At 63.3% G+C, this 11,872-nt stretch carries 13 protein-coding genes; 3 read left to right on the top strand and 10 right to left on the bottom strand.

Annotation, left to right across the window (positions count from 1 at the left end):
• Positions 1–74: 74 nt before the first annotated feature.
• Positions 75–248 carry a Flp family type IVb pilin gene (locus ATE59_RS15620; protein ID WP_058813223.1) on the bottom strand — a complete coding sequence of 58 codons (174 nt, stop codon included), beginning with the start codon at positions 246–248 and terminating at the stop codon, positions 75–77.
• 136 nt (positions 249–384) lie between these two features.
• A complete protein-coding gene (locus ATE59_RS15625) occupies positions 385–564 on the bottom strand; it encodes a Flp family type IVb pilin (RefSeq protein WP_058813224.1) in 180 nt (59 codons plus the stop codon).
• 66 nt (positions 565–630) lie between these two features.
• Here ATE59_RS15625 and ATE59_RS15630 point away from each other — a divergent pair, with 66 nt between their 5' ends.
• Complete coding sequence (locus ATE59_RS15630) at positions 631–1,059, top strand: (deoxy)nucleoside triphosphate pyrophosphohydrolase (RefSeq protein ID WP_058813225.1); 429 nt, start codon at positions 631–633, stop codon at positions 1,057–1,059.
• On the opposite strand, the gene ATE59_RS15635 is transcribed toward ATE59_RS15630, so the two are convergent.
• The 7 genes from ATE59_RS15635 to ATE59_RS15660 form a co-directional block, all read right to left on the bottom strand.
• On the bottom strand, positions 1,056–1,505 hold the full coding sequence (locus ATE59_RS15635; protein ID WP_058813226.1) for a hypothetical protein: 450 nt from the start codon (positions 1,503–1,505) through the stop codon (positions 1,056–1,058). The genes ATE59_RS15630 and ATE59_RS15635 overlap by 4 nt on opposite strands.
• A gap of 9 nt (positions 1,506–1,514) precedes the next feature.
• Positions 1,515–1,937, bottom strand: coding sequence for a VOC family protein (locus ATE59_RS15640; RefSeq protein ID WP_058813227.1), 423 nt, complete (start codon positions 1,935–1,937; stop codon positions 1,515–1,517).
• A gap of 1 nt (position 1,938) precedes the next feature.
• Positions 1,939–2,175, bottom strand: a complete 237-nt coding sequence (locus tag ATE59_RS15645; RefSeq protein WP_058813228.1) for a dienelactone hydrolase family protein — start codon at positions 2,173–2,175, stop codon at positions 1,939–1,941.
• A gap of 113 nt (positions 2,176–2,288) precedes the next feature.
• A complete protein-coding gene (locus tag ATE59_RS17910; protein WP_156416817.1) occupies positions 2,289–2,456 on the bottom strand; it encodes a hypothetical protein in 168 nt (55 codons plus the stop codon).
• A 50-nt stretch (positions 2,457–2,506) separates the two neighbouring features.
• Positions 2,507–3,763: an FAD-dependent oxidoreductase gene (locus tag ATE59_RS15650; protein WP_058813229.1), complete on the bottom strand. Its 1,257-nt coding sequence runs from the start codon at positions 3,761–3,763 to the stop codon at positions 2,507–2,509.
• 122 nt (positions 3,764–3,885) lie between these two features.
• Positions 3,886–4,785: a LysR family transcriptional regulator gene (locus ATE59_RS15655; protein WP_058813230.1), complete on the bottom strand. Its 900-nt coding sequence runs from the start codon at positions 4,783–4,785 to the stop codon at positions 3,886–3,888.
• Positions 4,786–4,832: 47 nt separating this feature from the next.
• Positions 4,833–5,177 carry a RidA family protein gene (locus ATE59_RS15660; RefSeq protein WP_058813231.1) on the bottom strand — a complete coding sequence of 115 codons (345 nt, stop codon included), beginning with the start codon at positions 5,175–5,177 and terminating at the stop codon, positions 4,833–4,835.
• A 357-nt stretch (positions 5,178–5,534) separates the two neighbouring features.
• Between ATE59_RS15660 and ATE59_RS15665 the strand changes: the two genes are divergently transcribed.
• Positions 5,535–8,138, top strand: coding sequence for a TonB-dependent receptor (locus ATE59_RS15665; protein ID WP_058813232.1), 2,604 nt, complete (start codon positions 5,535–5,537; stop codon positions 8,136–8,138).
• A gap of 111 nt (positions 8,139–8,249) precedes the next feature.
• Here ATE59_RS15665 and ATE59_RS15670 read toward each other — a convergent pair whose 3' ends face one another.
• Complete coding sequence (locus ATE59_RS15670) at positions 8,250–11,246, bottom strand: TonB-dependent receptor (RefSeq protein WP_156416818.1); 2,997 nt, start codon at positions 11,244–11,246, stop codon at positions 8,250–8,252.
• 434 nt (positions 11,247–11,680) lie between these two features.
• On the opposite strand from ATE59_RS15670, the gene ATE59_RS15675 reads away from it, so the two are divergent.
• The coding region (locus ATE59_RS15675; protein ID WP_197409190.1) for a GTP cyclohydrolase I at positions 11,681–11,872 on the top strand (192 nt) is incomplete at its 3' end.

Raw genomic sequence — 11,872 nt, forward strand, 5'->3', positions numbered from 1 at the left:
AAAAAGGGCGGTGGCTTGGCCACCGCCCTTTCCTGTTTGATGTCCATCGCCGAAGCGGTGGATGTCGGCTCGATTTACGAACCGGCGTTCTTCAGGCCGTCGTCAACCTTCTGGAAGGTGCCCTTGACGCTGGTGCCGACGTTGCCCATCACGGTGATGCCCGCAACGGCGATGAGAGCGGCGATGAGGCCGTATTCGATGGCGGTCGCAGCCTTGTTGTTGCGAACGAGCTTCTTGAAGAATTTCATGTCTGGTCTCCTGACAAGTCACTTACCCTGTTGACGGTCTGGTCGTGGTCAACGGAGCAAGATTAGGATCAATTGGTTTTGAATTTCTTAATGCCGATGCGCCGAAATGCTGTTTCGGGAGTCCCGTTTCAGCACATCAGGTTCCATCCATCGCTGCGACGGATTTTTCCGACACGTTAGTCCACATCGCGCTGGTCGATTTTCCGACGGCGGTGATGGTGACGATCGCGGCCAGAAAGATCAGCGCAAGGATGAGGCCATATTCTACGGCTGTGGCGGCCCTGGTCGACCGCAGCAGCCCATGAAACTTGTTCATTGTTCCGCCCCTGACTGAAGTTATAGTTCCCGAGGATCGGGAAAGTGTCACAGGAAGGTTAACAATTTGGCCGCATCGCATGGCGGAAATGCCGCGTCCGACAGCCTTGTCGTGGTCGCCGCGGCGCTGGTGGATCGCGACGGACGCTTGCTGGTTCAGCAGCGCCCCGAAGGCACGTCGATGGCGGGGCTGTGGGAGTTTCCCGGCGGCAAGCGCGAGGTCGGCGAAACGCCCGAGCAGGCGCTCGTTCGCGAGCTGGCGGAGGAACTGGCGATCGACGTGGATCATAGCTGCCTCGCGCCCGCCTGCTTTGCGAGCGACATGCTCGGCGATCGGCATCTGCTGCTGCTGCTCTATGTCTGCCGCAAATGGCGCGGCACCCCGATGGCGCAGCATGCGACCGCGCTGCGCTGGGTGCGGCCGGTCGAGCTTTACGCGCTCGATATGCCGCCCGCCGACAAGCCGCTTATCGGCCTCCTCGAAGCGCTGATCTAGCGGCTGTAGGAGCGGCCGGGCGCCGGTGGTTCGCCGTTCGCCGGTTCGTCCCATGCGACGAAGGCGATATCGTCGATCCGCACCGGCTTTCCATCGACTTGCAGCAGCGGACGCAGGGGCAGTTCCTCGTCACCGGGCGCAAGGTCGACGTCGAAGCGGAAATCGGTCCATGCGCCGCCGGTCAGCGCGGCCGTGCCGATCGGCTGCCGCGGTGCGCTTTCGATCGCCTTGGTCATGCCGCTGCCCTTCGGTTGCAACTGGACGAACGCCGCTAGCGTCGCGGCGCTATCGCTGCGCGCGCGGCCGACCAGCGTGTAGCGGCGCGCATTCCCGTTGCGGAAGAAGGTCGTCGTCGCGACGGTGACCGATAATGCCCCCGCGTCGGGACGCAGCGCGAGCGCGGCGGCGGCGCCCAAATGTCCCCAGAAACGCATCGGTTGCGCCATCACGAATCCCTATCTTGCGAAGAGTTGGTCGAGATCGGCGAAGGCCTTAAATTCGAGGGCGTTGCCCGCCGGATCGTGGAAGAACATCGTCGACTGTTCGCCCGGCTGGCCGGGAAAGCGCGTGTGCGGCTCGATGACGAAGCGGACGCCCTGATCCTGGAGCCGCGCCGCAAGCGCGCGCCATTCGTCGGGCGGCAGGACGACGCCGAAATGCGGAACCGGCACGTCGTGGCCGTCGACCGGATTATGGCCAGCCACCGCATCGCGCCGCGCGACGCGGTGCGCGACGATCTGGTGCCCATAGAGATTGAAGTCGATCCAGTCGCTGTCGCTGCGCCCCTCGGGGCAACCGAGGACGGTGCCATAGAAATGCCGCGCCGCGTCGAGATCGTCGACGGGAAAGGCAAAATGAAAGGGCGTAAGCTGAGCCATATCACTCATCCTTCAAATTTTTCGCCAGAAAGGCGAGGACGTCGCTTTCCGTCGCCGCCTTGGCTGCGGCATTGGCGGCAACCGACTGACGCGATTCGGTGGGGGTGTCATAGCCGTGCGTCGCGCCCTTGAAACTGGTCAGCGTGATGTCGCCGCCCTTGTCGCGGCTGCGCGCGACGAGCTTTTCGCAGGAAGCGGGCGACACCTCCTCGTCGGCGGTGCCGATGAAGACGCGCACCGGCGCGTCCGTGCATCATCACGACGGCAGGCGACTGCGCGGGGGCATTGTCCGCCTTGAAGATATAGCCCTTGATCATCGTCTTGCCGCCGCTGCTGGCGAATTCGACCGCTTCAACCGATACGCGTTCCGGTGACGACGATCGCTTCGCCCGAATCCTGTTCGATATCTTCGGCGATTTGCGGCTCGGGTTCGGCGCGGTCCTGCGCCATGGCGGCGGTTGCACTGGCGAGCAGCGAAATGCCGCCCATCAGGCTGATGAATTTTTGACCCCTGTTCATGCTATTGGCCCTTCCCTGAGATTTGGCAGATAAGCGATTGTATTTTTGTATTAATCCTCTCGATCGATAAGCGCGGCGACGCGCGCGGCCGACCCGGCGGCATAGGTCCAGCCCAAGGCCCCATGTCCCGTGTTTGCGATCACCCCCGGCGCGATCGGCCGCGTGATCGGCAGCGAATCGGGGGTCATCGGCCGCAGCCCCGCCCAGCTCGATTCGATCGCGTCATAGGTCGCCGCTTCTGGCAGCGCGGCGCGGGCGCTGGCGATCAATGTGGCGAGCCGCCGCGGATCGACCGCGGCGTCGCGCTGCGCCAGGTCGGCGAGGCCGGCAATCCGCATGCGATTGCCCAGCCGGGCGAAAACGACCCGGTTCGCAGCATCGGTGATGCTGACCGTCGGCGCCGCTTCGCCCGGCGCGGCGGTGATCGAATAGCCCTTCATCGGCACGATCGGCAGGCGGACGCCGAAACTCCGCGCCAGCGCGAGCGATCCCGTGCCCGAACATAATAGGATCCGGTCGGCGGCGAACCGCCGACCGTCCCGCGCGACGATCGCGGGGCGCCGCGCGTCGGGCTCGATCGCGGCAATGTCGGTGCGGAACCAGCTCGCGCTTTGTCCATGCGCCGCCAAGGCCGCCCGTGCGCCATTGCAGAAGCGATAGGGGTCGCCCACTTCCTCGCCGCGATCGAACACCGCGCCGGCGATGGCCGGACGAATCGCGCCGAGGGCCGGTTCGATCGCCACCGCTTGGCCGGCGTCGATCAGGCTCTGCTTCGCGCCATGTTCGGCCTTCATCGCGGCGACACGCTCGGCCGCCGCAAAGCTTTTGGCGCTGCGATAGAGGATGAGCTTGCCGGGGGCGCTGCGCGCGAATTCGATGCCGTGCCGCTGCGTCAGCTGATCGAGCGCCGCGCGCGATTCGATGGCGAGCATCATGCCGGCCAGCGTGTTGCGGCGGAACCGCCCCGCCGAGGCGTTGCGCAGAAAGGCGATACCCCAGCGCAGGAAATCGGGATCGAGCGACGGTGAGAGGCGAAAGGCCGGATCGAGTCCCATCAGCAGCCGTGGCAATTGCGCGACGGTCGACGGGCTCGCGAATGCGTCGGTATAGGCGTAGCTCAACTGCGCGCCATTGGCGAAGGAGGTGCCGAGGCCCGGGCCCTCGGCCGCGTCGACGAGCGTGACCCGGTGCCCGCGGTCGGAAAGGGTCAGCGCGGTCGCCATGCCGACGACGCCGGCGCCGATCACGATCAGCTCCTGCGGCCGCCTTGTCTGCGGCGGTTCGTCCTGTCCGAACGTGGCCCGCATCGATCAACCCGATCCCCCTGTGGCAGGGCGAAAGGGAAAATGCCGCCGCCTGCTCGCGGGGCAGAATATCGAAGGGTCACGCAGCGCAAATATGCAATATTTGTGACATCCATAGCCAAAGGCTATGGGCGGTCGGCACGGATCCCCTCGAGCGTGTCTTCGAGCGTGCGCAGAAACTGGCGCGCGATCTTCGACGGCGGCCGGTCCTCCAGCGTGACGTAGGACACGGTGAACCCCAGTGGCGGGTCGGTCGGCAGCCAGCGATAGCCGGGCGACTGCCAGGCGCGCGCGGTGAATTCGTCGATCACCGTGACGCCGCCCTCGAGCTGGGCCAGACGCGCCGCGATGAAGAAAGTCTGGACCGACACTGATTCGCGATAGGTAATGCCGCGATCGCGCGCCGCGCGGGTGAGGACGTCGCCGATCGGCCCCGTTGCCGCCACGCCAATGACGTCGCGATCGGCCAGCTGGTCGAGTGCAAGGCGCGGGCCGGCATCGGCGAAGGCGCCGTCGGGGAAGAAGACGACCAGCTCGCCTTCCGCCAGCAGCGAGCGCGTCAGGCGCGGATGGCGCGGCGGCGTGTAGGCGATCGCGATATCGGTTTCGCGCTCGATCAGCGATTGCACCAGATCGTCATGATGATGCGTATGCACCTCGAAGGTCACGCGCGGCCATTCGCGGCGGAACTGGGCCATCGCCTGCGGTACGACGTCGAGCGCCAGGCTGGGCACGATGCCGAGCCGGATATGCCCGCCGCCCGCTTGCGACAGATTGCGCGCCGTATGCTGGAGCGAGGTGATGCGGTCGAAAATATCGCCCGCCTCGTGCATGAGCGCATGCGCCTCGTCGGTCGGGACGAGGCGGCCGCGGGCGAGCTGGAACAGCGCAAAGCCCAGGCCGTCCTCGGCGTGACGCAGCGTCTTCGATACCGAAGGCTGCGACACGCCAAGCGCGCGCGCGGCGGCGCTGATCGACCCGTGCGTATAGACGGCGTGAAAGACTTCGATCTGGCGAAAGCGCATGCCGCGACTGTACTCCCGCAAAAGCTGGGGTCCAGTGCCCTTTACGCTCATGCGCGCTGCGCGATCGCCTCGACCTCGATGAGGGCACCGTCGGCGAGCAGTGCCGAGACCACCGTGGAGCGCGCGGGGAAGGGCGCGCCGAAATGGCGGCGATAGGCCGCGTTGAACGCGGCGCCGAACCGCGCGTCGGTCAGCCAAGCCGTCACCTTGACGACATCGGCGGCGGTGCAGCCTTCGGCGGCGAGCACGGCGATCAGATTGGCGAGCGCCTGCTCGGCCTGCGCTTCGATTCCTCCGGCGACGATCTTGCCGTCGTCGCCGCGCGCGAGCTGTCCGGATGTGAAGACGAGCGACCCAGCGCAGCGGGCAGGGGAAAGCAGCGGTCCCGACATGATGATCCTCTCCTGTTTGGTTGCGACAGGTTTCTAGGCGCAGACCATGGAGAAATATATCGCCGATCGGCGAGTAATCCATAGCTAGGGGTTATGGCGTGTACCTTCGGCGGGAGCGCGGCGCCGATGGCGCAACCGGAAAATTTTGCTGGCGGCTTGTCCGGTCTCGCGAGCGTTCAAACGGTCGCCGTAGCGTAAACTGTTGCTTTTTGGTCACGAATTTCGGGAAAATCCGCCATTGTCACCGCGATGGCGTTGACGCGGCCCGCCGCCGTATTACAGCGACCAGTCACCGCCAGTGCATCCCCTCCTTAGGCCCGATGGGTCACCTCTGGCGGTATGGAGAGAGAGACTATCATGACTTTGCGCAACATTTTGTTGGGCGCCACGATGCTGTGCGCCGCGACCACCCCCGCCATCGCTTTCGCTCAGGACACCGCTGAGGCGCCCGCAAGCGACACCGACTATGGCAATGACATCATCGTCACCGCGACCAAGCGCTCGCAGACGCTTCAGGATACGCCGATCGCCGTTTCGGTGACCTCGGCCGCCGATATCCAGAACGCGCAGATCCGCGACCTTATCGACCTGCAGTCGGCGGTCCCCAGCCTTCGCGTGTCGCAGCTCCAGTCGAGCGCGAACACCAACTTCATCATCCGCGGCTTCGGCAACGGCGCGAACAATCCGGGCATCGAGCCCTCGGTCGGCGTCTTCATCGATGGCGTCTATCGTTCGCGTTCGGCCGCCCAGATCGGCGACCTTCCGAATGTCGAGCGCATTGAAGTGCTGCGCGGTCCGCAGTCGACTTTGTTCGGCAAGAATGCGTCGGCGGGCGTAATCAGCATCGTCACGCAGAAGCCGCAGTATGAATTCGGCGGTTCGGTCGAGGCGAGCTACGGCAATTACGACGCCTTCGTCATCAAGGGCGACATCACCGGCCCGATCAGCGACAAGATCGCCTTCTCGCTCGGGGGCAACTACAACCGCCGCGACGGCTATGCCCGTGACGTCAACCTCGACACCGACGTCAACGATCGCAACCGCTGGGGCGTGCGCGGCCAGCTGCTGTTCGAACCGACCGAGGCGCTGACGATCCGCCTGATCGGCGATTATGACAAGATCGACGAGAATTGCTGCATCGCCGGCAACGTCATCGCCGGCCCGACGGTCGCGATCACCAATGCCCTCGCGGGCGGCCCCAGCGTCGATGCGAACAATCCCTTCTCGTATCGCGTCTACAACAACTTCCTGTCGTCGAACCTGATCAAGAATTACGGTGGTTCGGGCCAGATCGACTATGATCTCGGCAACATGTCGCTGACCTCGATCAGCGCCTATCGCGAGGTTCGCTCCAACACCAACCAGGATTCGGACTTCACCAGCGCCGACCTGATCGGTCAGAAGTCGGACGATACCGCGATCAACACCTTCACGCAGGAACTGCGTCTGGCCTCGGATTTCGACGGTCCGATCAACTTCCTGATCGGCGGCTATTATTTCAACGAGAAGATCAAGCAGCACAGCCAGATCTATTTCGGCGACGATTTCCGCGCCTATGGCAACGCGCTGATCCAGGCGGCAAGCGGCGGGGCGCTGAGCGTTCCGGTGCTTGAAGGTACGCTTGGCACGCTCGAAGGCGACCCGGCCAAATATGTGGGCACCTTCTTCCGCGCCGGTGACGGCATGGACGAATATTACGGCATGAAAAACACGGCTTGGTCGATCTTCGGCACGGTGGATTTCGACGTGACCGATCGCCTGACGCTGACCCTCGGTGGCAACTACACCAAGGACAAGAAGCGCTTCACGACCGACGTGACGAGCACTGACGTCTTTTCGGGCATCAACCTCGATGCGCCGGCCTATGCGCCGTTCCGCAACCAGCTGATCCTCGGCGGCGCGCTGCAACAGGCGGGCGTCAATCCGAACGATCCGGCGGCGGTCCTCGCATTTGCGACCAACCCCGCAACTGCGGCGACCTTCCAGCAGTTCCAGGCCTTCGCGACCGCGAACCAGAACAACCCGGCGGCGAACCCGCTGAACCCGCTGAAGGCGTTCCAGTTCCTGCCGCCCTTCCTGAACGTTCCGAACAGCGTCGAGCCCGGCAAGACCAACGACGGCGACTTCAGCTACAGCGCGCGTCTGGCCTATAAGCTGACCGACACGGTCAACGTCTATGCGACCTATGCGACGGGCTTCAAGGCAAGCTCGGTCAACCTGTCGCGCGACAGCCGTCCGCTCGCCAGCGACCTGCCGGCGATCATCGCAGGCGGTCTCGGCACCGCGAACCTGGTGTCGGGCACCCGCTTTGCGGCGCCCGAGGAATCGACGGTGTACGAAGCCGGGCTGAAGGCGCAGTGGTCGGTCGCGGCCTTGAACCTTGCGGTGTTCAAGCAATCGATCAAGGGCTTCCAGTCGAACGTCTTCACGGGCACCGGCTTCGCGCTCGCCAACGCGGGCAAGCAGTCGACCTGGGGTCTCGAATTCGACGGTTCGGTCCGTCCGGTGCAGGGGCTGAACCTGTCGCTGGCGGTGACCTGGCTCGATCCGAAGTACGACAGCTTCGTCGCCTCGGCGTTCGGCGACCTGTCGGGCAAGAAGCCCGCGGGCATCCCCGATCTGTCGGTTTCGATGGGCGGTACCTATACCTATGAATTCGCGGGCGGCACGAAGGCGATCGCGCACGTCGACTATCAGTATGAAAGCCCGACGCAGATCGTCGACGGCCTGTCGGGCTTCCCCGCCAGCGTCGCGCAGAATCTGAAGCGTGAGGTCAACCAGCTCAACGCGTCGTTCACCGTCGCGCTGACCAACGGCTTCGAACTGGGCGTGTGGGGCCGCAACCTCACCAATGCGCAATATCTGACGACGATCTTCAACGCCGTCGCGCAGGCGGGCAGCGTGTCGGGCTATCCCAGCCAGCCGCGCACCTATGGCGTCACCGGCCGCTTCAAATTCTGATCGGCCCCGGCGGCGCCAAGCGCCGCCGGATCGGCCATTCGGGCAAAAGAAAACCCCGGCCTCTCATGCGAGAGGCCGGGGTCTTTTTTCGGGCGTTGCCGCCCGCCGGGTTTAGAATTTCACGCCGGCCGCAATGCCGTAGCGGCGCGGCTCGAGGGTGAAGATATTGGTGTAGTTACCCGACGACTGGTCGGTCACATAAAGGCCGGTCACGCTGTTCGCATTGAACAGGTTCTGGATGAAGCCCTTGATGAACCATTTGTCGTCGGCACCGTTGAGCTGAAGCTGGGCATTCACCTGGGCATAGCCTTTGATCTTGTTGACATTGCCGTTGAAGATATTGCCGTAGCTGTCGCCCGTGTAGGACAGGTCGAAACGCGGGACGAGCGTCATGTCGCCACCCAGATGCACCGTGTGCTGCGCGCCGACGCTGAACTTGACGTTCGGCGCTTGCGGCAGGGCGTTGCCCTTGATGTTGACGGGGATGCCCGCCGAATAGACCTGGATGCCAGCGGGATCGAAGTTGGTTCCCGCGGCCGCCGCATAGGCTTGCAACACGCCGCAGATGCTGAACGCGCCGGTCGATGCGATGCCGCCATCGGCAGGGAACGAGGTGGTCCCTTGCAGTCCGGCACCGGGCTTGATTTCGAGGCCCGGCTTGGTCGGGTCAAGATCAAGCCCGCCATTGATCGCATTGTTAACGAAGTTCACAAAGGCATTGCTGCCCGCCGCATTGCCGGCGGTTCCCGGCGCGACGGCGCAGTTGGCCGCATTGGTGATGTCCTTGATGATCACCGCGTCCGACCGCCCGCCGCCGAAGTCGCGCGGGTTGCTGAAGAAGGAGTCGCCGGCCACCTTGGTCTTCAGATAGCTGAAGCCCAGGTTGATCATCCAATCCGGATCGGGACGAACGATGCCTTCAACTTCTATGCCGTAGATATTTGCATCGACGCTGTCGTTGACCGAGGTGCGGGCAACGATGCGGCTGAGCTGCAGATCCTTATATTTGTAGTAGAAGCCGGTCACGTTGAGCTGAAGCGCGCCATTGGCGAAGGTGTTCTTCGAACCGATTTCGAACGCATCGACCTGTTCGGGCTTGAACGATTCCGGCACCGAGAAGATCGGCGAAAGCGGCGGGTTGATGCCGCCCGACTTGTAACCGCGCGAATAGCTCGCATAGACCAGATTGTCCGGCGTGATCTTGAAATCGAGAACCGCGCGGCCGGTTAGCTTGTTGAAGCTGACCGAACGAGTCTGGAACAGCTGGTTCCCGGCCGTGCCCGGATCGGCGTCATAGGTGACGACGAACGGCGAATCGAATGCCGTTCCGGTCTGTCCGAACGGCGTCAGGAAGCTGGCCAGCGAGGTGCGGGCGATCACGTCCTTTTCGTCGTGGTTGTACCGCAGGCCGAGAGTCAGCTTCACCCGGTCGTTGAACTCGAAATAGGTTTCGCCGAAGATACCGTAGGACTTGATCTTCAGATCGTCGGTATTGTTGCGGTAGAAGGGCGTCGCGAGGAACGACGGCGGCAGTCCGTTCGCGTAGGAATTGAACGCACCCAACACGCCCGACAGATAGTCGATCGGGAAGGCGTTCACATAATAGCTGTTCTCGGTCAGGTGATATTTGGCGAAAATGCCGCCGAGAAGGAAGTTGAACGGCCCGTCGAGGTCGCTCGACAGAATGCTTTCGACCGACCAGCTGGTATTATACTGGTTCGAGCGGTCGAACTGCAGCGACTGGTCGTTGCAGAATTTATTGCCGCCATAAGAGCCGAAGCCCGTATCGTCGGCCATCGAGGTGCAGAGCTGGCCGTTTGGTCCGTTCGGAATGATGGCCGCCGCAATCGGCGCGAAATAAGCCGCCGATCCTGGAACGAAGGCAGGCGCGGGCGCGGGCAGGCCCGTCGGAATGCCGTTCGCCGCAAAAAAGGCCAGCGTATTCAGGCCGCCGGCATAGAGCGCACGGCTGCCGATATTGCTGTTGTAGTCCTGCATCGAGTCCAGCTTGACCCTCTGGTACTGGCCCGAAATCTGCAGCGATACGGGGCCGAAATTATGCTGGATTTCGCCCTGCAGCGTCAGTTCGCTGGTGAAATATTGCGGCGTGAACGCCGTATTCACCGTCCGCGGGTCTGACGGGATAGTCGTGTTCGCATAGACATCCGGCCCATAGAGGCTGCCGAGCGCGAAAGCGGTCGGGATGCCTTGGGTCGCCAGGAATTCCTTCGACGTCAATGCGGCGGTGAAGGTCGCGTTGCCGTTGAAAGGCGAATTGTCGAGGCGGTTGTTGAGGCAGCCGAGGATGCCGGTCGGATCGCGTTGGCAGAGCTGCTTCTGGATACGCGCGCGATTGTCCTTTTCATGGAAATAGGACGCCATCAGGTCGATGGTGGTGTCGGGCGTCGGTTCCCAGCGCAGCGAGCCGCGGACCGAGTAGAGGTCGCGGTCGTCGATGCGATTGCCGAGATAGAGGTTCTTCGTATAACCGTCGCGATTCAGATAGATGCCCGCGACGCGGATCGCGGCGGTATCGCCGAGCGGGATGTTGACCATCCCTTTGCCCTTGATCGAATTATAATTGCCATATTCGCCTTCGGCCGAGGCTTCGAACGTGTCGAGCTTGGGCTTGGCGGTAATGACGTTGACCACGCCCGATGTCGCGTTGCGGCCGAACAGCGTTCCCTGCGGGCCGCGCAGCACTTCGATGCGTTCGAGGTCGAAAAATTCCGTTTCAAAAAGGCGGGTCGAAAAGAGGGGGTCGCCGTTGAGGTGGATCGCGGTCGCGCTGTCGCAGGTCGTGCCGACGCAAAGGTCGCCGATGCCGCGAATCGTAAAGCTGGCGCTGGTGAAGTTCGTCTTGGTGAAGGTAACGTTCGGCAGCGTGAGCTGAAGGTCCGACGGCGTCTTGATCTGCTGCGCTTCAAGCGCTTCGGACGAAAAGGCGCTGACGGCGATTGGAACGTCCTGCAGACGTTCGGACTGGCGCTGCGCGGTGACGACGATTTCGCCATAGGGGTCGGAGCTGGAGCCGCCGCTCTGCGCATGGGCGGGCGTTGCCACCGCCATGGCCAGGACGGACGTTCCAATCAGTGCCTTGAACTTCATCTATTCCTCCCTTTTTCGACCCCGCAATCCACGGGTTCGCCCAAATTCAATTTGTGGTCAGGGGAGGGGATTCGACCGGGCACGCCAGAAGGCGCCGGGCCGCGGGGGCCAAGCGCCAGTGAGTATCCCACCTGCCAGCGGTGCTGGTCATCGTCCTCTCCCACCGGCGTCGGGGAAAACGCCGGCCTCTCCGGATTACGGTCCGCTTGAGCGAACTCTGTAATGTTTGAAAACTGCGCTGACTTTACCAAAGCGTCAAGTGGCTTGTTGGCGGGAAAATTCGAAAGGAAATTGCGGCTCTGCACAATCGGAAAAGGGCTGGATTCCGCAACGTAAAGCATCGGCGGCCGAACAAAAACTTGCGTGCACACTCTTGCTTATCGGCGCAACCGTCCCGAAATGTGCGGCAAGAAAGCAACAGTGAAAGCGGGGATATGACGAGCAGCACGACCGAAATCGGACCCGACGGCAAGGTCGTGGTCCCCGATCATGTCGCCGCGGCGGTGCGGACGCTGATCGAATGGGCGGGCGACGATCCGGCGCGCGAGGGACTGCTCGACACGCCCAAGCGGGTCGCGCGCGCGTGGAAGGAATATTGCAGCGGCTATGGCGAGGACCCGGCGGTC

This window comes from Sphingopyxis sp. A083 (genome assembly GCF_001468495.1).
Classification (GTDB): Bacteria; Pseudomonadota; Alphaproteobacteria; order Sphingomonadales; family Sphingomonadaceae; genus Sphingopyxis; species Sphingopyxis terrae.

Excerpts from the sequence above, each read along its gene's own strand:
- ATE59_RS15620 (WP_058813223.1), bottom strand. The coding sequence starts at position 248 with ATGAAATTCTTCAAGAAGCTCGTTCGCAACAACAAGGCTGCGACCGCC.
- ATE59_RS15625 (WP_058813224.1), bottom strand. The coding sequence starts at position 564 with ATGAACAAGTTTCATGGGCTGCTGCGGTCGACCAGGGCCGCCACAGCC.
- ATE59_RS15635 (WP_058813226.1), bottom strand. The coding sequence starts at position 1,505 with ATGGCGCAACCGATGCGTTTCTGGGGACATTTGGGCGCCGCCGCCGCG.
- ATE59_RS15640 (WP_058813227.1), bottom strand. The coding sequence starts at position 1,937 with ATGGCTCAGCTTACGCCCTTTCATTTTGCCTTTCCCGTCGACGATCTC.
- ATE59_RS17910 (WP_156416817.1), bottom strand. The coding sequence starts at position 2,456 with ATGAACAGGGGTCAAAAATTCATCAGCCTGATGGGCGGCATTTCGCTG.
- ATE59_RS15650 (WP_058813229.1), bottom strand. The coding sequence starts at position 3,763 with ATGCGGGCCACGTTCGGACAGGACGAACCGCCGCAGACAAGGCGGCCG.
- ATE59_RS15655 (WP_058813230.1), bottom strand. The coding sequence starts at position 4,785 with ATGCGCTTTCGCCAGATCGAAGTCTTTCACGCCGTCTATACGCACGGG.
- ATE59_RS15660 (WP_058813231.1), bottom strand. The coding sequence starts at position 5,177 with ATGTCGGGACCGCTGCTTTCCCCTGCCCGCTGCGCTGGGTCGCTCGTC.
- ATE59_RS15665 (WP_058813232.1), top strand. The coding sequence starts at position 5,535 with ATGACTTTGCGCAACATTTTGTTGGGCGCCACGATGCTGTGCGCCGCG.
- ATE59_RS15670 (WP_156416818.1), bottom strand. The coding sequence starts at position 11,246 with ATGAAGTTCAAGGCACTGATTGGAACGTCCGTCCTGGCCATGGCGGTG.